The organism is Saccharopolyspora sp. ASAGF58, from assembly GCF_012277335.1.
GTDB classification, from domain to species: domain Bacteria; phylum Actinomycetota; class Actinomycetes; order Mycobacteriales; family Pseudonocardiaceae; genus Saccharopolyspora; species Saccharopolyspora hattusasensis.
In genome coordinates, this window is the sequence record NZ_CP040605.1 from 509,266 (window position 1) to 535,537 (window position 26,272).

Sequence of the window (26,272 nt, forward strand, 5' to 3'; positions counted from 1 at the left end):
ACCCGCGGCTTCAGAACGCGGGCCAGGGGATGGCCGGCCATTCCCCGGAAGGAGCGGGGAACGTCCCGTCCTCCAGCAGCCGCTCGATGCGCGCGTTGACCGCCTGGACTTCCTTCGGCGTCACGTGTTCTGCCAGCTCAGCAGCCAGCGGTCCCTCCATCAGGGCGCGCAGCTCGCTGAGCCGGTCGACGACGTCGGCCGGCAGCGGCCGGCCGATCCAGCCCCAGAGCACGGTGCGCAGCTTGTCGTCGGTGTTCAGGCTCACGCCGTGATCGACGCCCAGCACCTGGCCGTCCGGCGCGTGCAGGACGTGCCCGCCCTTGCGGTCGGCGTTGTTGATCACGATGTCGAGCACCGCTAACAGCCGCAGCTGCTCGTGGTCGGCGTGCGCCAGCACCACCGGGTCACCGCGGTGGTCCTGTGCGCGCAGCACCGGCAGCCAACCGTCCGGCACCTCGCCCGGGGCGACGATGTCGACCAGCTGCGAATCCTCTTCGGTTTCCACCCACAGCTGCACCATGCCCGGCCCGAACGGGCCGTCGCGCAACAACGTCGGCGGGATCAGCCCCCAGCCGGTGGCGTCGGACAGCAGGTAGGACGCGACCTCGCGACCGGCGAGCGTGCCGTCCGGGAAGTCCCACAGCGGCCGCTCCCCGCGCACCGGCTTGTAGACGCACTCGGCCGAGACGCCGTCGGCCTCGATCCCGCAGAACAGCGTCGCGTTGGACGCCTCCACCAGCCGCCCCTGCACGTCCAACCGGCCGTGCAGGAGCAGTTCGCGGACCGCGGGATCACCGGCGCGCACGCCGGTCAGACCTCTTCCGAACGGCGGTAGCCATTCTGCCGCGGGCAGATATGACCGGCCGGGTCCAGCGGTTCGGCGCACAGCGGGCACGGCTTCCGGCCGGCGTTGATGACGCGCTCGGCGCGCTCGGCGAACGCCCGGGCATGCGCGGGGCTGAGGAACACCCGCAGCGCGTCGGGGCCCTCCTCGGTGTCGTCGAGGACCACCGACTCGTCGATCTCCTCCTCGGTGACCGCGAGCAGCTCGACGACCACCGCTTCGGTCTCGGCGTCCCAGCCCAGCCCCATCGTGCCGACCCGGAACTCCTCGTCCACCGGCGCCGCCAGCGGATCGGTGTCGACCAGGTCGTCGGGGGTCTGGGTGGGTAGGTCGGTGTTGAACCGCCGCTGCACTTCCTCCAGCAGCGCGCCGATGCGTTCGGCCAGCACCGACACCTGCTGCTTCTCTAGCTGCACGCTCACCGTGCGGACGTCCTCGGACGCCTGCAGGTAGAAGGTGCGCTCACCGGGTTCACCGACCGTTCCGGCGACGAATCGGTCGGGTTGACGGAAGACGTGGATGACACGAGCCATGGCACCTCTGACACTAGGCTACCGAGCGCTGGCCGTACGCGGCTGGCCCCCGTTTTGTTCATCACCGTTTCGAACCGGCGCGGTTTCCACCGGGTCATCCGCCGGTTTACTCGCTGAGCGCCCCTTTCGACCACCGGTTTCACCAATGTTCGCCATCGGCGAACTCCAGCGCGTCATGCCGGGTGCGGATACTCTCACGCGCGGTGGTCAAGATCGCGGGATGGAGCAGGCATGAGTAGCCCTGTGTCAACCTCAGTCCTCCTCAACCGCACCCCAGGGGACCGTGACGCAAGCCAGCCACAAGAAACCACGCAACGGGAGATTGAGCTGGACGCAACCACCACTGTGGATCGCGGAGAGGCGGACCAGTCATGAGCATGCGCGAACTACGTCGCCCGCACAGGCTGCGCAGCGGGGACACCGTGGCACTCGTCGCCCCCGCCGGGCCGGTGCCCGAGCACCTGCTCGACGCCGGGCTGGCGCAGCTGCGCTCGTGGGGCCTGAACGCGCGGGTCGGCAAGCACGTCCGGGACCGCCATCCGCACCTGGACTACCTGGCGGGCACCGACGCCGACCGCGCCGCCGACCTGCAGGAGGCGTGGTGCGACCCGGACGTCACCGCGGTGTTCTGCGTGCGCGGCGGCTACGGCAGCATGCGGATCCTCGACCACCTGGACTGGACCGAGATGGCCGCGGCCGGGCCGAAGGTGTTCACCGGCTCCAGCGACATCACCGCCCTGCACGACGCGTTCGCCACCCAGCTCGGCGTGGTCACGGTGTTCGGGCCGATGCTGGCCACGAAGGCGTTCGTCGAGGATCCCGCGGCGCGGGAGCACCTGCGCCGCACGCTGTTCCAGCCCGAGTCGGTCACGATCCTGACGCGTTCCAGCGCGGGCGCGCTCGTGCATGGGCGCGCACGGGGCATCACCTACGGCGGCAACCTGAGCATCGTCGCGGGCGCCCTTGGCGCGCCGGACGCACCGACCCCACCGGAGCGCGGGATCGCCATGCTCGAGGACGTCACGGAGGACCCGTACCGGCTGGACCGGTTCGTCACGCAGTTGCTGCGCGCGGGCTGGTTCGACCACGCCGCCGGGATCGCGCTCGGTTCCTGGACCGAATGCGGGCCGCTGGAGGAGGTGCGCGCGGTGATGTCGGACCTGCTGAGCGGCCTCGGCGTGCCGATCATGTGGGAGCTCGGCTTCGGCCACTGCGACGCGCAGCGCACGATCCCGCTCGGCGTGGCCGCCGAACTCGACACCGACGCGCAGCGCCTCTCGATCCTCCAACCGGCGCTGCGCTAGTTGGCCTTCCGCCGGGCGTAGTGCTGGCACGCCTTCGCCCGGTTGCCGTACCGGGCCACCGAGCACCACTGGCGGTTGCGCGCCGGTGAGGACACGCCGTCGGCGCCGCTTGATACGTTCGGTCCCATGCGCGTCCGCCCCATCTCCCCCGAACTACTGGTCGCGGAGGTGGTGGAGCGCATCGACGGGCTGCGAGGACCTTGGGCGCGGGTAGCTGTGGACGGCGCGCCAGCCGCCGATACCGGCGATTTCGCCGACGCCCTCGTCGAACCACTGCGATCGCTGGGGCGCGAGGTGGTCCGAGTGCGCACCGCGGACTACCTGCGCCCCGCTTCGCTGCGGCTGGAGCACGGGCACGACGACCCGGATTCGTTCTACGAGAGCTGGTTCGACTTCAAGGCCCTGACCCGGGAAGTGCTGAACCCGTTGTCCTCCAGCGGAAGCGGCCAGGTCCTACCGGCCTTCTGGGACGCCGAGGCAGACCGCTCGCCCCGCCTCCCCCGCACCACCCTCCCGGAGCGAGGAGTGGCCATTGTGGACGGACCGCTGCTGCTCGGCGCGGGCCTGGCCTTCGACTTCGCGGTGCAGCTCTGGCTACCGGAAGCCGCCCTGGAACGGCGAACCCCCGCTCCCGACCACTGGACCCTGCCCGCGTTCCGGCGATACGCCGAAGAAGTCGCCCCGGAACGCCTCGCCGACTACGTGGTCCGCGTCGACCGACCGGGCCGACCCGCCGTGATCGACAGCCTGGAATGAACCGGCGGTAGCGGCCGGATCAGAGGTGATGGCTGGATTCGACCCGGTAGAGCGCCGGCTCGTACGTGGCGATGGCGGCCGCGGCCTGCATGTGCTCCTGCGCGGCCGGGTTGGCGAGCATCGCCCTGAAGTCTTCCTCGCTACGCCACTGGGCGTAGTTCGCGACGTGCGCGCCATCGAGGCTGGCGTGGATGTTGGCCGACACGAACCCCGGCAAATGCCGCATCACCTTCTCCGTAGCGGTGTCCAGCAGCTCCACCAGTTCCCGCTGCCGCGCGGCCGCAACGGTGAAAACGTTGATCAAGGTCGTAACCGGAGCGTCCGGCTCGATCGTCGTAGCCATGGACGGCATCCTGCCCCACTGGACCGACAATTCCCGGCCGAGCACACGGCTCCACGTATCACAAACTGTGTTACAGTAGGCAGATGGGCACGCTGAACGTTCGCACCGATGAAGCCATGGAGACCGCGCTGAAGGCGTTAACCGGCGACACGCGGAGCCGATCCGAGGCGGTCCGCTATGCGCTTCTGCGCACCTACAAGGAAATTTTGCTGGAGCAGGCCGAGAAGGACGCCGAACGGCTCAAGGAAGATCCCGACGACCAGGCCGAAATGCTGGCGATACAGCGGTTCATGGGAGTCACCGAGTGATCTTCCGGGGAGCCGTGTACGAGATCAAGGCGTTCCCCGGAGCGCGCGGACACGAGCAGCAAGGCAGGCGGTACGCCGTAATCATCCAGTCCTGCCGCTTCTCCACCAGCACTATCGCGGTCGCGCTCACCTCGACCCGGGCGGGCGCCGCAGTCTACCGGCCCGAGATCGAATTGAACGGTACCAAGAGCCGGATCCTCACCGACCAGATCTACTCGGTGTCACCGGATCGGCTGGGCGACTTCAAGGGCTCGCTCGACGCCGGCGAACTCGCGGAACTCGACCGGGCCTTGCTTCTGCGATTCGGCCTGATCTGACCCCTACGCCACGCGGCGCTCCACCGACGGAACGGCGGCAAGGAGCGTCTTGGTGTAGTCGTGCTGGGGGTCCAGCAGGACCTGTTCCACCGGGCCGGCTTCGACGAGGTCGCCCCGGTACATCACCGCCACCCGGTCGGCGATGTTCCAGGCCAGGCCGAGGTCGTGGGTGATCACCAGGGTTGACAGGCCGCGTTCGGCCCGCAATCGCAGCAGCAGCGCCAAGATCTCGCCGCGCACCGTCGCATCCAGCGACGCCACCGGTTCGTCGGCGATCAGCACCCGCGGTTCCAGCACGAGCGCACCGGCGATCACCACGCGTTGCCGCTGACCGCCCGACAGCTCTTGCGGCAGGCGGCCGAAGAACTTCTCCGCTGGCCGCAGCTCCGCCGCCTCGAGCGCCGCCGCGACCCTTCCCCGCTCGTCGTCGGTGATGCCGTGGATGCGCAAACCCTCCGCCACCGCTTCATAAACGGTGTGCCGGGGGTTGAGCGCCCCGGTCGGGTCCTGCAGCACCAACTGCACCTGCTTGCGGTACTCGCGCAGCCCCGCGCTGCTGGTCGGCAGCGGCACGCCGTCGAAGCGCACCGCACCGCCGGTCGGCTGCTGCAGCCCCAGCATCGTCCGGGCCAACGTCGTCTTGCCGGAGCCGGACTGCCCGACCAGCGCGACGATCTCGTTCTCGTTGACCGCGAGGTCCACCCCGCGCACTGCTTGCACGGTCTGCCCGGAGCGGCTGGTGAAGTCGACCGACACCGACTCGGCGGACAGCAGCGCCGATCCGCTCGGCACCCCTTCGGCGAACCGGAACCGCGGGTCACCGACTGTCGGGAACGCGCTGGCCAGCGCCTTGCTGTGCGCGTGCTGCGGCGCGGTCATCACCTGCCGCGACGGACCGTGCTCGACGACCTGGCCCTGGTACATCACCGCGAGCCGGGCGCAGCTGGCCGACAGCACCGACAGGTCGTGGCTGATCATCATCAGCGCGATGCCGCGCTCCGCGACCAGCCGCCCCATCAGCTCCAGGATCTGGGCCTGCACCACCACGTCCAGCGCGGTCGTGGGTTCGTCGGCGATCACCAGCCGCGGCTCGCAGGCCAGGGCCATCGCGATCATCACCCGCTGCTTCTGCCCGCCGGAGAGCTCGTGCGGGTAAGCACCGGCCCGCTCCGCGGGGAGCTCCACCTGCGCGAGCAGCTCCGCGACCCGCTCGCGCAGGTCGCCGTTCGCCCGGCCGTGCAGCCTGATCGGCTCCGCGATCTGGTCGCCGATGGTGCGCACCGGGTTCAACGCGTGCATCGCGCCCTGGAAAACCACCGACGCGCTCGCCCAGCGCACCGCGCGCAGCTGCCCGAACGTCATCTCGCGAACGTCCTTGCCGTCCAGCAGGATCTCGCCGTCGATGCGCGCCGAGCTCGGCAGCAGCCGCAGCACGGACATCGCCAGCGTCGTCTTGCCGCAACCGGATTCCCCTGCCAGGCCCAGGGTTTCCCCCTCGGCGAGGGTCAGGCTCACGCCCCGCACCGCGACCATTCCCGGCGCGGCCTCCGAAGCGCCCCGGTAGGCCACCGCCACGTCCCGCATTTGCAGAATCGGAGTCACCGTCGCCCCCGCAGCCTCGGATTGAACACCGTCTCCAGCGCCCGCCCACACAACGTGAAGCTGAGCACCACCACCACGATTCCCAAGCCCGGCGGCAGCAAGTACCACCACGCACCGCCGGTGACCGCGCCGGTGTCCATCGCGGACTTCAGCATCGAACCCCACGACACGCGGCTCGGGTCGCCGAGCCCCAGGAACGAAAGCGTCGACTCGGCGATGATCGCGCTGGCCACCGACAGCGTGGTGTTGGCGAACACCAGCGGCAGCACCGCGGGCAGCACGTGGCGGCCGATGATGTGGCCGTGCCCGGCGCCCAGGGCCCACGCCCGCTCGATGTAGGGGCGGGCCTCGACGGTCAGCGTCTGGGCCCGCACCATCCGCGCGGTGGCCGGCCAGGCCGTCACCCCGATCGCCAGCACGATCGTCGGAAGCCCGCGGGCGAGCACCGTGGACAACGCGATGGCCAGCACCAGGGACGGCAGGACCAGGAAGAAGTCGGTGAAGCGCAGCAGCACCCGGGAGGTCCAGCCGCCGAAGTGGGCCGCGAGCACCCCCACCACGGTGCCGATCAGGACCGACAGCACCGCCGCGAAAAGCCCGACGACCAGCGACACCCGCGCGCCCCACCAGGTCAGCAGCAGCACCGAACGACCGGATTCGTCGGTGCCGAGCCAGAATTCGCTGCTCGGCGCCTGCAGCGGCATGCCGGGCGCCCGCGTGACGTCCAGGCCGCTGGCGTCGGTGAGCAGCGGCGCGAACAACGCCAACGCGCCGACCACGACCAGCAGCACGAGACCCACCAGCCCGGCCCGGTCCGCGCGGAAGACGCGCCACGCCTCGGCCGCCCGGGCCTTGCGGCGGGCCCAGATGATCTGCCCTGCGGTGGCCGTCATGATTCCCGCACCCTCGGATCGAGCACCCGGTAGACCAAATCCGCCAACACGTTCATCACCACCACGCTCCCGGCAAGGACGATGAAAATGCCTTGCAGCAACGGCAGGTCCGGCACCCGCAGCGCCTCGTAGGTCAGCAGCCCCAGGCCCGGCCAGGAGAACACCGCCTCCACCGTGATCGCACCCGCCACCACCAGCCCCAGCCGCAGGAAGATCAGCGTGACGGTGGGCAGCAGCGCGTTGGGCACCGCGTGCCGGCGCCGCACCAGGTCCTCGCGCAGGCCCTTGGCGCGCGCCGTCGTCAGGTAGTCCTCGCCCATCTCCTCCAGCAGCGACGAGCGCATCACCATCAGGTACTCGGCGTAGATCACCGCCACCATGGTCAGCGTCGGCAGCACCAGGTGGTGGGCAACGTCGAGGACCTGCGGCAGCAGCTCCGGCGGCGTGTCCGGCGAGGAGATCCCGCCGACCGGGAACAGGCCCGGGATCGGCCCGACCCCGACGCCGAAGGCCATCAGCACGATCAGCCCGAGCCAGAACGTCGGCACCGACCACAGCGTCAGGGCGATCGAGGTCGACGTCTTGTCGAAGGCCTCGCCGTGCCGCCACGCCGCGCGGCTGCCCATCCACAGCCCCAGCAGCACGGCGATCGCGGTCGCGGTGCCCACCAGCAGGACGGTCGGGCCGATGCGGTCGAGGATCAGCTCGCCCACCGGGCGGCTGTAGGTGTAGGACGTGCCGAGGTCACCGCGCAGCAGGTTGCCGAGGAAGTCCAGGAACTGCTTCCAGAGCGGCTGGTCCAGGCCGAGCCGCTCCCGGAGCACCGCGATCTGCTGCGCGGTCACCGGCGCGCCGTGGGTCATGGTGCGCACCGGGTCGCCGGGCATCACCCGGAACAGGAAGAACCCCAGCACCGCCACCATGAACAGGCTCACCAGGCCGCCGCCGAGCTTGCCGCCCAGGTAGCGGGCCATCCGGCGGCCACTGCCGGTCGGCGGTGGCGGTTCGGCGACGGTGACGAGTGCTTCGGACACGGCTCACTCCCTGGTGTCGGCGGTCGCGCGGCGGCGGACCACCACGAGCGCCACCACGACGCCGACCAGCACCACGACCCCGCCGAGCACCCAGGCGACACCGGTGTAATCGGTGCCCGAGCCGTTCAGCGCCTTGTCGGTGGGCTGCGCGCCGTAGTAGCCCCAGTAGCCCTGCTGCGCCACGATCACGCCGTCGCTCTTCGGCTGCAGGCTGAACCCGCTGTAGCGGTCGGCGCGGTAGGCCTCCAGCGAATTCTGGTACCACAGGATCAGACCGGCGGCCTGGTCGTAGAACCGGGCCTGCGCCTGCTTGACCAGATCGACCCGCTTCGCCTGGTCGAACTCGCCGAGCTGCCGGTGGTAGAGGTCGTCGTACTGCTGGTCGCACAGGAACGTGTCCGGGTTGCCGCCGCCGTTGGGACCCGGCCGGGACGCGCAGGTCTGCAGCCGCAGCACGTAATCCGGGTCCGGGTTGGCCGCCCAGCCGCTGATGACCATGTCGTAGTCGGCGCTGGTGGTGCGGTCGTTGAGCTGGTTGTCCGAAACCGGCTGCAGTTCCACGCCGATGCCCAGACCGGCCAGCCACCGCTTGACGAACTCGCCGACCTGGGTGTCCTCCGAGCGGGAACCGTGCAGCACGAGGTTGAAGTTCAGCGGCTCACCCTGCGGGGTCCGGCGGATGCCGTCCGCGCCGCGGGCGTAACCCGCCTCGTCGAGCTTCCGGTTGGCCGCCGCCGGGTCGAAGGTCCGCGGCTGCGGCGGAGTCCACTGGTAGTCGGAGAAGATCGGCGGCAGGTACCCGCCGCCCTCCTGGCCGTAGCCGCCGAGCACCCGGTCCACCAGGACCTTCCGGTCGATCGCCTGGTCGATGGCCTGCCGCACCCGCACGTCCTTCAGCGCCGGGTGGCCGGTACCGATCGGCTGGTTCTCGCTGTTGGCCGCGCCCGGGTTGAGCGACAGTTCGAAGAACCGCCGCCCCTGGCCCCTGACCTGCTGGATGCCGCGCTGCCCGGCGAGCGCGTCGAACTGCGCGGGGGTGAGCTTCTGGACGACGTCGACGTCACCCTTGCGCAGCGCCTGCACCGCGGCGTCGCTGTTCTTGAACTGGATGAACCGCAACCCGGCGATCTTCGGCGCACCGCGCCAGAACTCGGGGTTGGCGGTCAGCGTGACGTCCTGCTCGGCGCGGTAGCCGGTGAGCGTGAACGGCCCGCTTCCGACGACCGGCATCTGGTCGTTGGCGAAGGTCGCGACGTCGGCGACCTTCGACCACACGTGCTCGGGCACGATCGGCGCGTCGATCGCCAGCATCGTGGCCTGCGGCGTCTTGGTGCGGATCACCAGCGTGCTGTCGTCCGGGGCGGTGACGGCCTCGAAGTTCTCCACGACGTTGCCGTTGGCGGTGCTCGCGGCCGGATCGGTCATCATCCGCTTGAACGTGTAGGCCGCGTCGTGGGCGGTCACCGGTTGCCCGTCGGACCACTTGACGCCGGGGCGGATCCGGAAGGTCCAGGTGAGCCTGTCCGGGGAGGACTGCCAGCTCTCGGCGAGCTCCGGCATCACCGAGAAGTCGTCCGGGCTGTAGGTCGTGAGCGTCGGGTAGATGGACCGGAAGATGTCGCTGGAGGGCACCGTGTAACCCAGGAACGGGTTCAGCGAGTCGATCTGCTGCTGCAGCCCGATCCGGAGCGTCGCCCCGTCCTGGCGCGCGCCGTCTCCCTGCGCCGTGGCCGGCATCGGTGCCAGCAATCCGACCAGCAGCACGGCCCAGAGCACGGCGAATCGTCTGCTCACGGTGCCCCCTCCTTTGCGGCGAATGAGAAGAAGGAACCACTTTCAGGCACTGTTCGTCAATGGTTAACCGAAAGTCGTCTCCGGGCCGCGTCACGCAGGGGAATCGAACCGTTACCCAATCGGCGCGTCGCCGCCTGGAAGCCTGGTTGCGCGGCATAGATTTGCCGCCGTGCGGATCTTGCTCTCAGCGGACATGGAAGGCGTCACCGGCGTCACCTGGACCGACGACGTGGTGCCGGGGACCGAGCAGTGGCAGCGCTTCCGCCGCCTGTTCACCGGCGACGTCAACGCGTGCGTCGAAGGGCTCTGCGCGGGCAGCGCCACCGACGTGCTGGTCAACGAGGCGCACTCCGCACAGCGGAACCTGCTGCTGGAGGACCTCGACCAGCGGGCCGTGCTGCTGACCGGGCGGCACAAGCCGCTGTCCATGATGCAGGGCATCGATTCGGATGTCGACGGTGTGGTGTTCCTCGGCTACCACGCGGGCGCGGGCGAGGAAGGCGTCCTCTCCCACACCTACCTGGAGAACTCCATCACCAGGGTGTGGCTCGACGGCGCCCCGGCCGGGGAGGGCGGCCTCAACGCGGCGCTGGCCGCCGAGTACGGGGTGCCGGTCCTGCTGGTGACCGGCGACGACCGGGCCTGCTCCGAGGCCGCCGGCTACGCACCCGCCGCGAAGACCGTCGCGGTCAAGGAATGCGTGAGCCGCTACGCGGCGATCTGCCGCCCACCAGCCCGCACCGCGGCCGACATCCGCGCCGCAGCCACCGAAAGCCTCGCGCTGGCCGGGCGGACCGAGGGCGTGGTCCGGCCGCACCGCATCGAGGTGGAGTTCGACGCCGCACACCTGGCCGCTGCGGCCGAGGTGATCCCGACCGTCGAGCAACTGGACGTGCGGCGGGTCGGGTTCGACGCGCCGAACATGACCGAGGCGATGAAGGCATTCAAGATCGTGGCGACCATCGCGGCCCGCGCAATCCAAGGCATCTACGGCTGACTACAAAAACTGGTTCTTCTACAGGTCTCCCCAGCGCGCGGTCTGCCAGTGCACGGCCTCCGGCCGCCGACCGGTTCGGGTGAATTCGTCCAGTGCGGCGCGGAGATCTCGGAACGGCAGGACGGCGTCGCGCGGGAACTTCAGCGTGCTGCCCGCGTCGAACGGCAGCGCCGGCGCCTCCGCCGACGGCGCCGGGTTGAGCGTGTGCCAGGACTGGAGTTCGCCGTCCTCGGACTCCGCGGTGAAGTTCAGGACGCCGACCTCGGCCGCCACGTCGGTGACGATCCGGATCTGCTGGTACGGCCCGGCCGCCTCGGGATCCTCGTGCGGGCGGTCCCACACGTAGAGGTGGCCGGCGCCGGGCCGCTGCGGCCGCAGCACCTTGTCCACCAGCTCGGCCTTGTCGTCCTCGGTCTGTGCGTAGTACCGCTCGCCGTCGGCGACCGCGGTCGCGACCGTGATCCCCAGTTCGGTGTTGCGGGCCCCGATCGCCTCGGCGCGCAGGCCTTCCAGGCAGATCCGCGCCTCCTTCAGCGCCTTGATCGCCGCGCCCTGGTGGAACACCAGGTCTCCCCAGTAGGGGTGGCCGAGCACCTTGTTGAGGTCGTCGTAGACCTCGTGCGTCGCCTCGATCAGCTTGTCCAGGGCGTCCACCGGGACGTCGGTGAGGCGGGCGAACACGACCGCAGGAGGTTCGAGCGGGCCGGGCTCGTCTTGCGCTGGATTCGACATGCTCCCCGCATCCACTTCGATCATGGCCGACCCTTCCAGAGGCTACCGTGCGTCATCCAGCGGTATCGCAGCGCCACCGGGTGGCCGACCGCCCTCGCTCAGCCGGCGCAGTCCCGCAGCACCCCGAGCGTCGGTTCGTCCCGACCCGAGCCCAGCGACAATAACGCCCGCGCCAGTCCGTCCGCGTCGTCGAGCCCGAACTCCTCGACCAGGTCGTCGGGCAGGCTGAGCACCGACAGCGCCACGCCGAGCATGCCCGCGTCCAGCAATCCCGCGCCGCGGCGGCTCATCTGGCGCCCCACCGCGGCGTGCAACTGCACCGCGGTGTCCACATTGGCCTCGGTGATGTCGCCGAGCGCCTCCCGCACCTCGGGGTTGCGCACCGCTTCCAGGTGCAGCTCGAACAGCGCCAGGAACTGCGACCTCGCGCTCGTGGACATCCGCCGCAGCATCGCCGCGTACAGCGCGGCGATCTCCGCGCCGGTGACGTCCGCGGGAATCTGGCTGCGCAGCTCGCGCAGCGCAGCGGTGTGCTGGGCGGCGAGATAACGCGCGACGGCCAGGAACACCGCGCTGCGCGTCGGGTAGTAGTTCTTGGTGGTGCCCTCTGGAACCTCGGCCTCGCGGTCGATGGCGCGGTGCGTGAGCCCGCGGCCTCCTTCGCGCGCCAGCACCTCGATGGCGGCGTCGGCGAGCAGTTCCCGGCGGTTGCCTCGTTGCGGCATGCATCCCCCGCGGTCCGATCTTGCTTGCTGATCAACAGCGTATCCCGCGCACCACACCAGTGGTGGGCAGGGGCACGCCGCGCGCCTTGACCGATACCCCCGTTATTGGTATGGACCTCATGTCCGCGATCGCCTCGCCACGGGAGCGCAAACATGCCGGAAACCGGCCTGGTCCACGCCGAGCAGACGCTGGAACACCTGCGAAAGATCGGCGCGCACAACACCGAGACCCTGCGAACCGCCGCCGACCGGCTCTTCGCCGCCATCCAGGCGGACGGCCTGGTGTTCACCGCCGGCGCGGGCCACTCGCTGGCCGGGGTGATGGAGTCCTTCTACCGGGCCGGCGGGCTGGCCGCAGTCCGGCCGCTGTACCACCCAGACCTGCTGCCCCTGCACGGCGCGGTGGCCAGCACCAAGACCGAACGCCGCAGCGGCCTGGCCGAAGAGGTGCTCACCGGGGCCGGCTTCCGCGGCGGCACGGACGCGCTGGTGGTGTTCTCCAACTCCGGGGTGAACCCGTACCCGGTGGAGTTGGCCAAGCTCGCCCGCGCGGCCGGCTCGGCAGTCGTCGCGATCACCTCGCCGGCGGCGAGCGCCGAAGCCCCGAAGCGCGCGGGCACGACGCTGGCCGAAGAAGCCGGGATCGTGCTGGACACGCTGGTGCGCGGGGGCGATGCGAGCTACCCGGCGGCAGCACCGGTGACGGCGCCGCTGTCTTCGATGGCCAACGCGTTCCTGTGGAACATGCTGCTGGTGCAGATGTACGACCTCGCCGCGGCGGCAGGCGTCGACCTGCCGGTCTGGCGCAGCTCCAACACGGTCGGCGGCGACGAGGCGAACGCGGCGAACCTCGCGCACTACGGGGGACGGGTGCCGGGCCTGCGCTGATCTACTCCGCGCCGAAATGCCCGGCCAACTCCGCGATGCGGCGCAGCTGGGCGGCGCGCTCGGCCGCGAGCTGCTGCTCCGGGTCGACGGCCTCGTCGGCCTGGACCAGCAGCGCCAGCGTCTCGCGGACCGCGCCGACCGGCGGTTGCGTGACGGCTTCGGCGAGCCGGTCCACCGCGTCGTCGAGCAGATCGGGCTCGACGACCGAGTTCGCCAGACCGAGCCGCACGGCCTCTTCCGCCTGAATTTCTCGCCCGGTCAGGCAGATCTCCACTGCCTTTGCGTAACCGACGGTCCTGACCAGGGGCAACGTACCGCCAAGATCCGGCACGAGTCCCAGCCCGGTCTCCGCCATGCGCAGCCGCGCATCGGTGGCGAGCACGCGCAGGTCGCACGCCAGCGCCAGCTGGAAACCGGCGCCGATGGCGTGCCCCTGCACGGCCGCGATGGTTACCCGGTCGGGTTCGCGAAGCCAGCTGAACCCCTGTTGGAAGCCGGCAACCTCGGCATCGGCCTGTTCGGTGGGGCGCTGGGCCAGCGCGGCCAGCCCAGGCTCCCCGTCGACGTCGGCGAATCCGAACAGCCGACGATCAAGGCCGACCGAAAACGACCGGCCCGCGCCGCGCACCACCACGACCCGGATCTCCGCGGCGAGACACCGCCCGATCTCCCGCAACGCCTGCCAGGTATGCGGTGTCTGCGCGTTGAGCTTGTCCGGGCGGTTCAAGGTGATCGTGGCACGCCGGCCGTGGATCGTGAGCCCCACACCGCCACGATCCAACAGGCCGACGTCCACTATCGACTCCGCCAAGCGGACCTCCATTGCAGATCTGAGCAGATCGCTGGAGTCGCGTTATGCCGAAATCCGGCGACCGCTGGTCGCCGTGCTCACTTCTTCTTCGAGCGCGTCGCGCCCCCGCGGCCCCGCAACTGCACGCCTGATTCGCTCAGGACGCGGTGCACGAACCCATACGACCGGCCGGTTGCCTCGGCCAGAGCGCGGATGCTCGCCCCCTTCTCGTACTTCTTTCTCAGGTCACTGGCAAGCTTGTCCCGCGCACTACCCGTGATGCGCGCGCCTTTCTTCAGCTCAGCCACGGTGTCCCCGCCTTCCCTCTGAGCAGGTCGGGCCTCGCGACCCCTGTCAGCGCAATGATCGAACAGGAAACGCAGGAACGCCAGGCGATCATGGAAAAAAGATCGGCCAATGGTCGAGATGTGCGCCCGGCGATCACCGGAACGCACTAATCCATCCGCAGTAGTGCGCGCCGCGAGCGCAACCATCGTTACGCCAGCTGGACGAGGTCCAGGTAGTCGTCTGACCAGTGATCTTCCGTTCCATCGGGCAGCAGGATGACCCGTTCCGGTTCGAGGGCCTGCACCGCGCCGGGATCGTGCGTGACCAGCACCACCGCCCCGGTGAAGCTGCGCAGCGCGTCGAGCACCTGCTCGCGGCTGGCCGGGTCGAGGTTGTTGGTCGGCTCGTCCAGGAGCAGCACATTCGCCGCGCTGGAAACCAGGCCCGCCAGCGCGAGCCGGGTCTTCTCACCGCCGGAGAGGGTGCCGGCGGGTTGCTGCAACTGCTCACCCTGGAACAGGAACGCGCCGAGCAGGGTGCGCAGCTGCTGCTCGGGGGTGTCCGGTGCCGCGCTGCGGATGTTCTCCCACACCGTGGCGTCGTGGTCCAGCGTTTCGTGCTCCTGCGCGAAGTACCCGATGCGCAGGCCGTGACCAGGCACGACCCCGCCCACGTCGGGTTCCTCCACGCCTCCCAGCAGCCGCAGCAGGGTGGTCTTGCCCGCACCGTTGAGGCCGAGCACGACGACCTTGGCACCGCGGTCGACGGCGAGGTCCACGCCGGTGAAGATCTCCAGCGAACCGTAGGACTTCGACAGGCCGTCGGCGGTCAGCGGGGTGCGCCCGCACGCGGCCGGTTCCGGGAAGCGGATCCTGGCGACCTTCTCCTGGGCCTGCTCGGTCTCCGCCTCGGCCAGCAGCTTCTCGGCCCGGCGGGCCATGTTCTGGGCGGCGACCGCCTTGGTCGCCTTGGCCCGCATCTTGTCGGCCTGCGCCATCAGGGCCGACGCCTTCTTCTCGGCGTTGGCGCGCTCGCGGCGGCGGCGCTTCTCGTCGGCGGCACGGGCGTCCTGGTAGCGGTCCCAGTCCATGTTGTACACGTCCGCCTCGCCGCGGATGGCGTCGAGGAACCACACCTTGTTGACCACGGCGGCCAGCAGATCCACGTCGTGGCTGATGACCACCAGACCGCCGTCGTGGTTCTTGAGGAAGTCGCGCAGCCAGTTGATCGAGTCGGCGTCGAGGTGGTTCGTCGGCTCGTCGAGCAGCAGCGTGGTGGCCGACCCGCCGCCGGGCCCGGCCTCGGACGCGGCGAACAGGATCCGGGCGAGCTCGACGCGGCGGCGCTGACCACCGGAGAGCGTGCTCAGCGGCTGGTTGAGCACCCGGTCGGGCAGCCCGAGGTTGCTGCAGATCCGCCCGGCCTCGCTCTCGGCGGCGTAACCGCCGCGCGCGGCGAAGCGCTCTTCGAGCCTGCCGTAGCGGGCGATCGCCTTGTCCCGCTCCCGCTCGTCGACCAGCTCGGCCATCGCGGTCTGGGCCTTCTCCATGTCGCGGATCAGCTGGTCCAGGCCCCGCGCGGACAGCACCCGGTCCTTGGCGGTCACGGTGAGGTCGCCCTCGCGCGGGTCCTGCGGGAGGTAGCCGAGCTCGCCGCGGCGGACCACGTCGCCGGCGTAGGGCTGACCCTCGCCGGCGAGCACGCGCAGCGTGGTGGTCTTGCCCGCGCCGTTGCGGCCGACCAGGCCGATCCGGTCGCCGGGCTGGACGCGCAGGGTCGCGTCGGAGAGCAGGATGCGGGAGCCGGCGCGCAGTTCCAGGCCGGTGGCAGAAATCAAAGGAAGCTCCGAAGGATAGTGGTCAAGCGGTTCCACGAACGCGCCCACCGGTCGGCGCCGGGTGGGCGTGGGCACTGCTGAGCGGCGCGGTCGCTAGACGACGACCGGGCGGACCAGCGATGGGGTGGCGCGGGGAACGCGAACCACGAAACGCTTGCTAACCACGAACACATTGTATCGGGCGGTGTCCACCGATCTGATCGCAGACCGCATCACATCGGTCACACCCGAACAGCCCCCGTCACAGCACGAACGTGTCGCTCCACAACTGGGTGGTCCGGCCCGACAGGGCCTCCAGCAGCGCGGCCGACTGGTCATCGGTCAGCGAGGCGACGAAATCGATCACGGCCCGGCCGCGCGCCATCCGCTCCAGGCGCTCGGCGTCGGCCGGCTCCGCGGCGCCCGGCACCAACAGCAGCTCCGGGTCGTCGCCGAGCAACTGCGCGAACTCGGCGCGGGCCCGGTCGAACAGGTCGCGCAGCCGGTGCGGCAGCCGGGCGGCCTCGCTGCGGTCGATCAGCCAGTTGTCCAGCGCCTCGACGAGCTTGCTCAGCAGCCGGTCCTGGCCGCGCTGGTGCAGCGCGAGGTCGGGGCGCTGCAGCACGAACCGGCGGTGCACGAACTTCAACACCTGCACCTCGTGCCACTGCTCGACCGCCAGCGCGACGTGCCCGGACCGCGTGTTCGGGTGCGCCTCGACCTGGATGCCCTCCACCAGGCGCTGGGTCCACTCCCCCGAGAAGGCCGCGATGGACTGCTCGGCGAGCTGGGAGCGGTCGAAGGGCACCTCCAGCAGCTTGTTGACGAGGTTCGCGACGACCTTCTTGACCGCGCTGACGAACGCCTCGTCGTCGGCGATCCAGCCGTCCTTGGCGTGCAGCCGGCGGCGCAGCCGCTCCAGCGAGCAGCCGGGGCGCATGCCGTCGCCGGCCAGGCCGGCGTCGGAGCGGCTGGCGAACTCCACGGCGTGCCCGAGCCACTCGGTCAGCTCGTGCGAGACGCTGGTGTGCTGCAGGATCCCGACACGGTGGAAATCTTCCAAGTCGTGGATCGCGTAGGCGATGTCGTCGGCGGTGTCCATGATCGACGCCTCGACGGTCTGCTGCCAGTCCTCGAGCCGCCCGCGGAAAGCCGCGCGGGCGTCGATCATGTCGGCGAGTTCGGTGCTGTAGCAGGAGAACTTGGCCGACCCGGTGCCCGGCTGGTCCTCCGGTTCGGACGCGCCGCGCGGTGGCGAAGCCAGGTGCCGGGGATGCGGTTGCGGGCGGGACAGCCGCGTCCACGGGTACTTCAGCAGCGCGGCCCGCACCGCCGCGGTCAGGTCCAGACCGTCGACCCCGACGCCGCGCACGTCGATGCGGGTGACGACGCGGTAGGTCTGGGCATTGCCCTCGAACCCGTCCGGCAACGAGAACCGCTGGCGGGCCAGCCGGTCCAGCACGCTCTCGCCGAGGTGCCCGAACGGCGGGTGGCCGAGGTCGTGGCCGAGCCCGGCGGCCTCGACCACGTCCAGGTCGCAGCCGCCGAGGCGGTCCAGCCGCGCCACGTTGTCCGGGTCGGCCACCAGCCGCTCGGCGATCGCCCGCGCGACCTGCGCGACCTTGAGGCTGTGGGTCAGCCGGTTGTGCAGCAGCAGCCCGGAACCGCTGGGGCTGACGACCTGCGTCACGCCGCCGAGGCGGGCGAAGAACGCGGAGCTGGACACCCGGTCGCGGTCCGCGCGGAACGGGCTCGCGGCGAGATCACCAGGGCCGTTACGAACTCCGGAGCGTCCGCTGCGCCGCCCGGTCCGGGTTGTCTGCACATCCTGCATGGCCTCACGTTAATGGGTGCACGCAGGTGGCTTGCGTAGCGGCGCGGGTAGCGGGACCTCAGACACCCGCCGCCCTGGCAGCGGACCCCGCGTCCGACGTGATCTGATGCTGCAGTGGATGTCGTTGTGGTGGGCGGCGGACCGGCGGGTCGTGCGGCGGCGGCCGCCTGCAGCGATACGGGCCTGCAGGTGACGCTGGTCGACCCGGCCCCGCGTCGCGTCTGGCCACACACCTACGGGACCTGGCGCGACGAACTGCCCCCGTCGGTGCCGTCGGCGGCACTGGCGTCGGTGATGCCGCGCATGGCGGTGCACGGCACCGACCGGCACGAATGGCAGCGGCCGTACGCGGTGCTGGACAACACGGCGTTGTGGAAGCATTTCTGGCGCGCCGACGTCGTCGAGGTGACGGGGCGCGCGACGGCCGCCGAACACGGGCCGACCGGTTCGACCGTGGTGCTGAAGGACGGTCGGCGAATCGCGGCGGCCGTCGTGGTCGACGCGACCGGCGCCGCACGGTCCCTCTCCGGCGGTCGCCCGCCGCACACCGCGGCCCAGCAGTCCGCGGTGGGCTGGGTGGTCGACGCCGCAACGGCGGAGCCCTTCTGCGACCCGGATGCGGGTGTGTTCATGGACTGGCGGCAGGCTCCGCAAACCCGCGGCGGCTGGCCCACGTTCCTCTACGCGATCCACCTCGGGCCGAACCGGGTGCTGCTCGAGGAGACCTCGCTGGCGCGCCGCCCGGCGCTGCCGCTGGCGTTGCTGCGCCGGAGGCTGGCCGGGCGGTTCGCCGCGGCCGGGGTGGATGCGCAGGGGCGGATCGACGAGGAGCGGGTGCGGTTCCCGGTGGACGACCCGTTGCCCCGGCCTGGCCGGGTGATCCCCTTCGGCGCGGCGGCGGGCTTCATGCACCCGGCGACCGGTTTCAGCGTGGCGGCGTCCCTGCAACGCGCGCCGTGGCTGGCGGCGGCGATCAGCGCCGCGCTCCCGTCCGGCCCGGCGGCCGCGGCCCGGGCGAGCTGGTCGATCCAGTGGCCACCGAGCGCGGTGGCCGCGCACGTGCTGCGGCACCGGGCGCTGCACGCCCTGCTTTCCCTGCCCCCGGACCTGGTGCCGGAGTTCTTCGAGGCGTTCTTCCGGCTGAACGAGCCGCACCGGACGGCGTTCCTGGCCCCGGAAGGCAGCCCGGCCGGGACGGCGGCCGCGATGTCAGCGCTGTTCCGCAACGCGCCGTGGCGGATCCGGCGGCGGCTGGTGCTCGGCGGTCTCTCGGTGGGGCACCCGCCGGCCCGGCACGGCCTCGGCGGCGATTGACACCAGAACCGACAAACCCTGCAGATCGTAACGGAACGCTTCCGTTTCGCTGTGTCACTGGACACAGGCCCGCCCACAAGGCGATGTCCCGCCCCGGTCGGTCGAGCTAGGTTGGGCTCCGGTGAGAGCGGCGGTCCTCCGCCGAGGATGAGGAACTGAGATGTCGGTGAACAGGTCGTGAACACCGTCGATGGAGCGGCATGAGTCCGGGCAAGATCGACTCCGTGCTCGCGTTGGTTGACGAAGTGCGCTTCGCGTTCCAGCCGTTGATCAACATCAAGACCGGTGCCATCGTCGCGGTCGAGGCGTTGGCCCGGCCGACGCGCGCGCACGTCCAGGACCTGTTCCGGGAGGCGGCCCGGCAGCGGCGGCTGACCGAGCTGGACGTGTCACTGGCGACCGCCGCGCTGACCTCGATGGCGGAGCACGAGTCGCTACTCCCCCTGCACCTGAACATCTTCGGCGGCACGGTCATCCACGACCTCACCCGGCTCGACGCGGTGCGCGAGAAGCTCCGCGAGATCGGCCGCCGCGAGCAGGAGGTGACGCTGGAGATCGGCCCGCCGTTCACCAGGCTGGACCCCGACCAGCTCCTCGCCGGGGTGGACAAGTTGCGCGGCGACGGTTTCCAGGTCGCCCTCGACGGCGTGGGCGAAGGTGATGTGCCGCTGACCCTGATCGCCGACATCGGGCCCGCGATGGTGAAGCTGGACCGCGCCGTGGTCGCCGGGCTGCCGGACAGGCCGGCCCGGGTCGCGGTGGTGGAGGCGGTCCGCCACCTGTGCGAGTCGACCGAGAGCCAACTGGTTGCCGAGGGCGTGGAGAACGAGCGCCAGCTGACCGCGCTGCGCCGCAACGGAATCCGCCTGGTGCAGGGGAACCTGCTCGCCCCGGTGGCCCGCCGGCCTCCGACGGCGAGCAGCGTGCCAGGTGTGGCGGCTGAGGTGACCGACCCGCACGGCCCATCGATCAGCACGCTCGCCACGGGTCCCCGGGTGACGGAGTTCCTGTCCCCGGCGACGATGCTGCCGATCGACGCGACGGCGGACAAGGTGCGCAGCGTGCTGGCCGATCACCCGGAGATCAGCGGCGTCGTGTTGGTCGACCACGAGAACCGGCCGGCGTGGACCATCGACCGCAACCGGTTCCTGCTGGCGGTGACCGGCCCGTACGGGCACGCGCTGCACGCCAAGCGCCCCGCGTCGAGGCTGGCCGATGAGCCGCGGGTGGTCAACACGGCGACGACGGCGATGGAAGCGCTGAGCCTGGTGACCCGCTCGGACCAGTACCGGATGTACGACGACGCGGTCGTGGTGGACGAGTCCGGCCGCTGCCTGGGCGCGGTGCGGGCCGGCGACCTGATCCGCGGCATGGCGGAGCTGAAGGTGGAGGAGGCGGCGGCGCTGAACCCGCTGACCCGCCTGCCGGGCAGCGAGGCGATAGCCCGCGACGTGGCCCGCCGGATCGCCGCCGGCGAGATCTTCGCGGTGAGCTGGCTGGACATCGACAGCTTCAAGAGGGTCAACGACACGGCCGGGTTCTCCGCCGGCGACGACCTGATCCGCGCGATCGGACGCAGCCTCACCGACACGGCGACGGCGCTGAGCTCGGTGCAGGTCGGCCACGTCGGCGGCGACGACTTCCTGCTGGTGGCCGACCTCGACGACCTGGTGCCGCTGGCCGAGCTGGTGCTCGACCCGCCGCGTTCGGCGGATCACCTCGCCGTGAGCCTGTCGCTGGCAACACTGGTGTGCACGCCGACAACGGTCGACTCCTACGACGAGGTCTCCAGCAAACTCGCGCCGCTGAAGCAGCGCGCCAAGTCGCTGACCGGTTCGAGCTGGGTCATGTCGCGGCCGGGCTCGGACCGCATCGAGGTGCTCCGCGGCGAGCAACCGGAGGTGCCGCCGGTTTTCCCGACGCACGACCCGGAACTGCCGGGCCCAGCCTGGTAATTGCCGCTGGTCGACCGCCCGTACCAGGCCGTCATGGTTCGCCCGCCGAGCCTCGCTGGGTGGGGATGAGGTCCCGGAGGTATTCGCGGTGTTGGGTGGGTAGTGCCCTGCCGCCTGGTCGTGGTGTTCGTTTGGGGTCCACTGTGGGTGGTGGGATGAACGCGGGTCGCCCACCGCGCATGGTGATTTCCCATCGCTGGTTGTGCAGGGTCCGGTGGTGGTGACCGCAGAGCATCACCATGTTGCTCAGCTCGGTGGTTCCACCGTCGGCCCAGTGGGCGAGGTGGTGTGCTTCCGGGGTTCCCGGCGGCCGGTCGCACCCCGGGAACGCGCACACCCCGTCCCGCTGCAGCAACGCCGCGCGGATCTGGGCGGGCGCGGTCCGCTTCGCCCGGCCCACGTCCAGCGGGAGCCCGTCCCCGTCGGGGACCATCGGCAACACCTCGGCATCGCAGGCGATCCGTCGGGCGTTCTCGGCGGTGATGGTCCGTTCGGTGTTGAGGGTCCCGGGCATACCGGTCTCGGCGGCGACGAACCCGATCCCCTTCTTCAAATCCTCGAAATCGATGGAGATGGTCAGGTGCGGGCGCTGCCCACCCGTGCGTGGAACCCCGTCATGATCCAGCGCCAGGTCCAGGATCGCGGCGAACCCGTCGGCGTTGCGCTGCCCCACCGTGCGCGGGTCCTTCTCCCCCTCCACCTCCGGACGGGGAGCGGCCAGGGGCTGCATCAGCGCTGTGAACTTCGCGCCGGCCTCGCGGTCGAGGCGGGCTTTGATGACCGTCATCCCGTCCCGGGCAACCGTGTAGTGCAGCTCCCGTGACTTGTGCTGGTCTTCCTCGTCGTCGTAGGCGCCGTCCTGGTCCAGCAGATAGCGGATGCGCTCGGCGAGTTTCTCCAGCTCACGAGGCGTCATCATCCGCGCATACCCGACGAGGGTCGATTCGACCTCACCGATCTGGTGGCAGCGGGCATACTCCGGCAGGCGACGGACCCCGTCCACGATCACCCGCGCGTGCTCCAACCCGATCGCACCCTCTGCCAGTGCCGCGGCGGTCTCGGGTAGGTCGGCGGGCATGACCTCGCCATACAAGCTCTGCCGGTCTTCAACATTGCGGGCGACCTTGACGCGGGTTTGCGCATCACGCGCATCGATGTTGAGCAGCCCCTGCAACCACACCTGCGCCGACCGGAACCCCAACTCGGCATACACACCCCGGTGGTCGGCTTCGGCGATGCACTGCAACTGCTCCATCATCAACACCCGCATCCCCTCCTCCAGTTCACGGATACGGGCGGCGAGTTCGGCATCCGTGCACGACACCGCCGACCGGGCACCAGCGGTGCCGACGGCCGGATCCTGGGTGTTCAACAGCGGTGTCATACCAAGTATTCTCCCGCATTAGCACACCAGTTCGCACGCCTTTTATGATCGCTTGATCAGGTGAAACACCCGACCAGAAACCCAAAAACCCAAGCCGAGGAAGCGAAAACACCGGAAACCACGACACAGCACCGAAAACCAGGGCACGCCGAAGGCGACACCCACCCACCACCACACCACCAGCAAGAGCCTCGTGAGCGATTTCATGCGCTATAGCAACGAAAAACGCGCACGGGCCACCTCGGAATGCAGCGATCACCACCACTCCCACCCCCGGTACTCCGCCACCCCGCAACGCAAAGCCTCACCCCGCCAGACCGCTCCTGGCCATCCCCGTGACACAAAGCCGAAACAGGGGCTGCGGGACGGATGTCAAGCCGTTCACCCCCGAAGGGGCGGCCGAAGGCCGGGCTTGACCTCCGGCCCGCAGCCCCCACACTCCACCGACACGGGGATGGCCACCCACAACAGAACCCCCAAAGGCCGCAACCCCGAACCAAGCCCCAAAAGCCCAGCGAACCCCAACACCGGCCCAAAAGCTTGCCAAACCAGCTGCCCAACCCCCACCAAGCCCAATCAGCCCAATCAGCCCCACCAAGCCACCAAGCCACCAAGCCCAACCAGCTCACCAAGCCACGACACAAGGCCCAAGGCGCCCCGGCGCCCCGGCGCCGCCCCAGCCCCCCAAAAGAAAAGGCACCCGGGAAACCTGGGTGCCCTCCCCAAAAAACCAAGCCTCAAACGGTGAACCCGAGAGCCCGCAGCTGCTCGCGCCCTTCCTCGGTGATCTTCTCCGGCCCCCAAGGCGGCATCCACACCCAGTTGATCCGGAAGTCGTTGACCAACCCACCACCGGGCCCGGTCGTCAACGCGGCCCGTGCCTGGTCCTCGATGACGTCGGTCAACGGGCAAGCCGCCGAGGTCAACGTCATGTCCACGGTGGCGCTGTTGTCCTGCTCGACCCGGATGTCATAGACCAGCCCGAGGTCGACGACGTTGATCCCCAGCTCGGGGTCGACGACGTCGCGGAGGGCTTCCTCGACGTCCTCCAGCGCCGCCACCTCGGCGGCCGGCGCGGCTTGCTCGGGCAGCGCCTCGGCGCTGCGGGCCACGTCAGTTTCCTGAACCGGGGCTTCGTCGATCATGACGCCTCCTCGACAGTGTCTTGCGGCACACCCGCACCCGCTCGGCTCACACGAGCGCGGAAGAGATTTTCGAGGAAACTCATGACGCTTCCTCGACAACTACGCGCGATACCGCGTCCTTGAAAGCCATCCAACCCAGCAGCGCACACTTCACGCGCATCGGGTACTTCGCCACTCCCGCGAACGCGACGCCGTCCTCCAGCACGTCCTCGTCCGGTTCGACTTTGCCGCGGCCGTGCATCAGCTCGCTGAACGCGGCCTCGGTGGTCAGCGCCTCCCGCAGCGGCTTGCCGACGACCAGGTCGGTGAGCACCGACACGGAGGCCTGGCTGATCGAACAGCCCTGCCCCGCGTAGGAGACGTCGTCGACGATCGCGTCGGTGTCCGTGCCCGCCAACCGCACCCGCAGGATGACCTCGTCGCCGCAGGTGGGGTTCACCTGGAACGACTCGGCGTCGAAGGGTTCCCGCAGGCCGTGGCGGTGCGGTTTGCGGTAGTGGTCCAGGATGATCTCCTGGTACATCTGCTCAAGCTGCATGAAGAGTTCTCCTGCAGTCCCCGATCAAGCCACCCCGAAGAAGCGCTGCGCCTCGCGCACCGCGTCCACCAACGCCTTGACCTCGTCCAGTTCGTTGTACAAGTAGAACGACGCCCGCACGGTCGCCGGGATTCCCATCCGGCGGTGCAGCGGCCATGCGCAGTGGTGTCCGACGCGGACCTCGACGCCCTGGTCGTCCAGCACCTGACCGGCGTCGTGCGGGTGCACGCCGTCGATCACGAACGACACAGCGCCGCCGCGGTGCTCGGTGCTGGTGGGCCCGATGATGCGCACCCCGTCGATCGTCGACAGCTCCCGCAGCGCGAACTCGGTGAGCTGCCGCTCGTGCCCGGCGACGCGGTCCATGCCGATCGCCGTCAGGTAGTCGACGGCCGCGCCCAGGCCCACGACCTGCGACGTCATCGGCACGCCCGCCTCGAACCGCTGCGGCGGCGCGGCGAACGTGGAGCGTTCCATGTGCACGAGTTCGATCATCGAGCCGCCGCTGATGAAAGGCGGCATCGCGGCCAGCAGTTCGCGGCGCCCGTAGAGCACGCCGACCCCGGAGGGGCCGAGCATCTTGTGCCCGGAGAACACCGCGAAGTCCACGCCCAGCGCCTTGAAGTCCACCGGAGCGTGCGGCACCGACTGGCAGGCGTCCAGCACCACCAGCGCACCGACCTGGTGCGCCCGGGAGACCAGCTGCTCCGTCGGGTTCACCGTGCCCAGCACGTTGGACTGGTGGGTGAAGGCCACCACCTTGGCCCGCTCGGTGATCAAACCGTCCACATCGGACAGATCGAGGCGGCCCTCGTCGGTGACCCCGAACCAGCGCAGCGTGGCGCCGGTGCGTTCGCACAACTGCTGCCACGGGACCAGGTTCGCGTGGTGCTCCATCTCGGTCACCACGACCTCGTCGCCCGGCCCGAGGCGGAAGCGCCCGGCCTCCGCCCCGGACGTGGCGGCGTTGCTCATGGCGTAGGCGACCAGGTTGATGCCCTCGGTGGCGTTCTTGGTGAACACCACCTCGTCGGCGTCGACCCCGGTGAAGCGGGCGATTCGGTCCCGCGCGCCCTCGTACGCGTCCGTGGCCTCCTCGGCGAGCTGGTGCGCGCCGCGGTGCACGGCCGCGTTTGAGTTCTCCAGGAAGGAGCGCTCCGCGTCGAGCACCTGGCGCGGGCGTTGCGAGGTAGCCCCGGAGTCCAGGTAGACCAGGCGGCGGCCGTCGCGGATCGTGCGACCCAGGATCGGGAAGTCCGCCCGGATCGCCGCCACGTCCAGGGGCGTGCTCGGGGTGCTCGCACCCTCGGTGCGAGGAGGCTGAACGGTCATGACTGGACGGCTGCCTCCTTCTTGCCGGTGAAGCGCACGTAGCCCTTCTCCTCCAGCTCGTCGGCGAGCTCGGCACCGCCGGACTCTACGACCTTGCCTTCGGCGAAGACGTGCACGCAGTCGGGGGTGATGTGCTTGAGGATCCGGGTGTAGTGGGTGATCAGCAGGACACCCTTGCCGCCCTTGGCGTGGTAGGCGTTGACGCCTTCGGAAACCACCCGCAGCGCGTCGACGTCGAGGCCGGAGTCGGTCTCGTCGAGGATCGCGAACTTCGGGTCCAGCAGGTCCAGCTGCAAAATCTCGTGCCGCTTCTTCTCACCACCGGAGAAGCCCTCGTTGACGCTGCGCTCGGCGAACGACGGGTCGATGTCGAGGTCCGACATGGCCTGCTTGACTTCCTTGACCCACTTGCGGATCTGCGGGGCCTCGCCGCGGACCGCGGTCGCCGCGGTGCGCAGGAAGTTCGACATCGACACGCCCGGCACCTCGACCGGGTACTGCATGGCGAGGAACAGACCGGCGCGGGCCCGCTCGTCGACGCTCATCTCCAGCACGTCCTCGCCGTCCAGCAGCACCGAACCGGAGTCGATCCGGTACTTCGGGTGCCCGGCGATGGCGTAGGCCAGCGTCGACTTGCCGGAGCCGTTGGGGCCCATGATGGCGTGGATCTCGCCCGAGCCGACGGTCAGGTTGACGCCGTTGAGGATCGGCTTGGCGCCTTCCTCGGTGAGGACCGAGCCGTGCAGGTCCTTGATCTCCAGGGTGGCCATTTCTTCTTCGTTCTCCTGGTGTGTGCGAAAGCTGGT

Annotated in this window: 26 protein-coding genes; 8 read left to right on the forward strand and 18 right to left on the reverse strand. The window is 70.1% G+C overall.

All coding sequences use genetic code 11. From position 1 onward, the window contains the following. Nucleotides 1-10 precede the first annotated feature (10 nt). Nucleotides 11-805 (reverse strand): SCO1664 family protein, encoded by a 795-nt coding sequence (locus FDZ84_RS02095; protein ID WP_168584468.1) that lies wholly within the window; start codon nt 803-805, stop codon nt 11-13. 5 nt (nt 806-810) lie between these two features. Further along, a complete protein-coding gene (locus FDZ84_RS02100) occupies nt 811-1,377 on the reverse strand; it encodes a DUF3090 domain-containing protein (protein ID WP_168584469.1) in 567 nt (188 codons plus the stop codon). Between the two features lie 371 nt (nt 1,378-1,748). On the opposite strand from FDZ84_RS02100, the gene FDZ84_RS02105 reads away from it, so the two are divergent. Further along, entirely contained in the window at nt 1,749-2,681 is a 933-nt protein-coding gene (locus FDZ84_RS02105) for an LD-carboxypeptidase (RefSeq protein ID WP_168584470.1), read from the forward strand. Nucleotides 2,682-2,807: 126 nt separating this feature from the next. After that, on the forward strand, nt 2,808-3,437 hold the full coding sequence (locus FDZ84_RS02110; protein ID WP_168584471.1) for a uridine kinase: 630 nt from the start codon (nt 2,808-2,810) through the stop codon (nt 3,435-3,437). Between the two features lie 19 nt (nt 3,438-3,456). Here the strand turns inward: FDZ84_RS02110 and FDZ84_RS02115 are convergent, their stop codons facing one another. Further along, nucleotides 3,457-3,780 carry an antibiotic biosynthesis monooxygenase gene (locus FDZ84_RS02115; RefSeq protein ID WP_168584472.1) on the reverse strand — a complete coding sequence of 108 codons (324 nt, stop codon included), beginning with the start codon at nt 3,778-3,780 and terminating at the stop codon, nt 3,457-3,459. A gap of 83 nt (nt 3,781-3,863) precedes the next feature. Between FDZ84_RS02115 and FDZ84_RS02120 the strand changes: the two genes are divergently transcribed. Both FDZ84_RS02120 and FDZ84_RS02125 read left to right on the forward strand, forming a co-directional pair. Then, nucleotides 3,864-4,088 (forward strand): hypothetical protein, encoded by a 225-nt coding sequence (locus tag FDZ84_RS02120; protein WP_246868736.1) that lies wholly within the window; start codon nt 3,864-3,866, stop codon nt 4,086-4,088. Beyond that, a complete protein-coding gene (locus FDZ84_RS02125; protein ID WP_168584473.1) occupies nt 4,085-4,405 on the forward strand; it encodes a type II toxin-antitoxin system PemK/MazF family toxin in 321 nt (106 codons plus the stop codon). Before FDZ84_RS02120 ends, FDZ84_RS02125 begins: the two co-directional genes overlap by 4 nt. Nucleotides 4,406-4,408: 3 nt before the next feature. Here FDZ84_RS02125 and FDZ84_RS02130 read toward each other — a convergent pair whose 3' ends face one another. From FDZ84_RS02130 to FDZ84_RS02145, 4 genes are all read right to left on the reverse strand, one after another. Next, nucleotides 4,409-6,007: an ABC transporter ATP-binding protein gene (locus FDZ84_RS02130; protein WP_168584474.1), complete on the reverse strand. Its 1,599-nt coding sequence runs from the start codon at nt 6,005-6,007 to the stop codon at nt 4,409-4,411. Further along, nucleotides 6,004-6,900, reverse strand: coding sequence for an ABC transporter permease (locus FDZ84_RS02135; RefSeq protein WP_168584475.1), 897 nt, complete (start codon nt 6,898-6,900; stop codon nt 6,004-6,006). Before FDZ84_RS02135 ends, FDZ84_RS02130 begins: the two co-directional genes overlap by 4 nt. After that, nucleotides 6,897-7,874 (reverse strand): ABC transporter permease, encoded by a 978-nt coding sequence (locus FDZ84_RS02140; protein WP_168589735.1) that lies wholly within the window; start codon nt 7,872-7,874, stop codon nt 6,897-6,899. Before FDZ84_RS02140 ends, FDZ84_RS02135 begins: the two co-directional genes overlap by 4 nt. A 63-nt stretch (nt 7,875-7,937) precedes the next feature. Beyond that, nucleotides 7,938-9,728: an ABC transporter substrate-binding protein gene (locus tag FDZ84_RS02145; RefSeq protein WP_168584476.1), complete on the reverse strand. Its 1,791-nt coding sequence runs from the start codon at nt 9,726-9,728 to the stop codon at nt 7,938-7,940. 169 nt (nt 9,729-9,897) lie between these two features. Between FDZ84_RS02145 and FDZ84_RS02150 the strand changes: the two genes are divergently transcribed. Continuing rightward, nucleotides 9,898-10,725 (forward strand): M55 family metallopeptidase, encoded by an 828-nt coding sequence (locus FDZ84_RS02150; RefSeq protein WP_168584477.1) that lies wholly within the window; start codon nt 9,898-9,900, stop codon nt 10,723-10,725. A gap of 18 nt (nt 10,726-10,743) precedes the next feature. Here FDZ84_RS02150 and FDZ84_RS02155 read toward each other — a convergent pair whose 3' ends face one another. Together FDZ84_RS02155 and FDZ84_RS02160 are read right to left on the reverse strand one after the other, a co-directional pair. After that, nucleotides 10,744-11,481: an Imm1 family immunity protein gene (locus FDZ84_RS02155; protein WP_246868737.1), complete on the reverse strand. Its 738-nt coding sequence runs from the start codon at nt 11,479-11,481 to the stop codon at nt 10,744-10,746. Nucleotides 11,482-11,555: 74 nt separating this feature from the next. Further along, complete coding sequence (locus tag FDZ84_RS02160; protein WP_168584478.1) at nt 11,556-12,182, reverse strand: TetR/AcrR family transcriptional regulator; 627 nt, start codon at nt 12,180-12,182, stop codon at nt 11,556-11,558. A gap of 153 nt (nt 12,183-12,335) precedes the next feature. Here FDZ84_RS02160 and FDZ84_RS02165 point away from each other — a divergent pair, with 153 nt between their 5' ends. Continuing rightward, entirely contained in the window at nt 12,336-13,070 is a 735-nt protein-coding gene (locus FDZ84_RS02165) for a sugar isomerase domain-containing protein (RefSeq protein ID WP_168584479.1), read from the forward strand. A gap of 1 nt (nt 13,071) precedes the next feature. Here the strand turns inward: FDZ84_RS02165 and FDZ84_RS02170 are convergent, their stop codons facing one another. The 4 genes from FDZ84_RS02170 to FDZ84_RS02185 form a co-directional block, all read right to left on the reverse strand. Then, nucleotides 13,072-13,893, reverse strand: a complete 822-nt coding sequence (locus FDZ84_RS02170; protein ID WP_168584480.1) for an enoyl-CoA hydratase/isomerase family protein — start codon at nt 13,891-13,893, stop codon at nt 13,072-13,074. 65 nt (nt 13,894-13,958) lie between these two features. Then, nucleotides 13,959-14,168, reverse strand: coding sequence for a helix-turn-helix domain-containing protein (locus FDZ84_RS02175; protein ID WP_010310662.1), 210 nt, complete (start codon nt 14,166-14,168; stop codon nt 13,959-13,961). Between the two features lie 188 nt (nt 14,169-14,356). Beyond that, complete coding sequence (locus FDZ84_RS02180) at nt 14,357-15,985, reverse strand: ABC-F family ATP-binding cassette domain-containing protein (RefSeq protein WP_168584481.1); 1,629 nt, start codon at nt 15,983-15,985, stop codon at nt 14,357-14,359. A 241-nt stretch (nt 15,986-16,226) separates the two neighbouring features. Continuing rightward, nucleotides 16,227-17,798: a deoxyguanosinetriphosphate triphosphohydrolase family protein gene (locus FDZ84_RS02185; RefSeq protein WP_168584482.1), complete on the reverse strand. Its 1,572-nt coding sequence runs from the start codon at nt 17,796-17,798 to the stop codon at nt 16,227-16,229. 114 nt (nt 17,799-17,912) lie between these two features. Here FDZ84_RS02185 and FDZ84_RS02190 point away from each other — a divergent pair, with 114 nt between their 5' ends. Further along, a complete protein-coding gene (locus tag FDZ84_RS02190; RefSeq protein ID WP_210435397.1) occupies nt 17,913-19,112 on the forward strand; it encodes a lycopene cyclase family protein in 1,200 nt (399 codons plus the stop codon). A gap of 200 nt (nt 19,113-19,312) precedes the next feature. After that, complete coding sequence (locus tag FDZ84_RS02195) at nt 19,313-21,067, forward strand: GGDEF domain-containing protein (RefSeq protein WP_168584483.1); 1,755 nt, start codon at nt 19,313-19,315, stop codon at nt 21,065-21,067. Between the two features lie 31 nt (nt 21,068-21,098). On the opposite strand, the gene FDZ84_RS02200 is transcribed toward FDZ84_RS02195, so the two are convergent. The 5 genes from FDZ84_RS02200 to sufC all read right to left on the reverse strand — a co-directional run bounded on the left by FDZ84_RS02200 (nt 21,099) and on the right by sufC (nt 26,236). Then, a complete protein-coding gene (locus FDZ84_RS02200; RefSeq protein WP_168584484.1) occupies nt 21,099-22,451 on the reverse strand; it encodes an HNH endonuclease signature motif containing protein in 1,353 nt (450 codons plus the stop codon). Nucleotides 22,452-23,188: 737 nt separating this feature from the next. Then, nucleotides 23,189-23,596, reverse strand: coding sequence for a metal-sulfur cluster assembly factor (locus FDZ84_RS02205; RefSeq protein WP_168584485.1), 408 nt, complete (start codon nt 23,594-23,596; stop codon nt 23,189-23,191). A gap of 79 nt (nt 23,597-23,675) precedes the next feature. Further along, the gene (gene sufU / locus FDZ84_RS02210) at nt 23,676-24,134 is read right to left on the reverse strand and encodes a Fe-S cluster assembly sulfur transfer protein SufU (protein WP_168584486.1); all 459 of its coding nucleotides are present in this window, start codon (nt 24,132-24,134) and stop codon (nt 23,676-23,678) included. A 24-nt stretch (nt 24,135-24,158) separates the two neighbouring features. Next, nucleotides 24,159-25,466 carry a cysteine desulfurase gene (locus tag FDZ84_RS02215; protein ID WP_168584487.1) on the reverse strand — a complete coding sequence of 436 codons (1,308 nt, stop codon included), beginning with the start codon at nt 25,464-25,466 and terminating at the stop codon, nt 24,159-24,161. Further along, nucleotides 25,463-26,236 (reverse strand): Fe-S cluster assembly ATPase SufC, encoded by a 774-nt coding sequence (sufC, locus tag FDZ84_RS02220; protein WP_168584488.1) that lies wholly within the window; start codon nt 26,234-26,236, stop codon nt 25,463-25,465. Before sufC ends, FDZ84_RS02215 begins: the two co-directional genes overlap by 4 nt. Between the last annotated feature and the right edge of the window lie 36 nt (nt 26,237-26,272).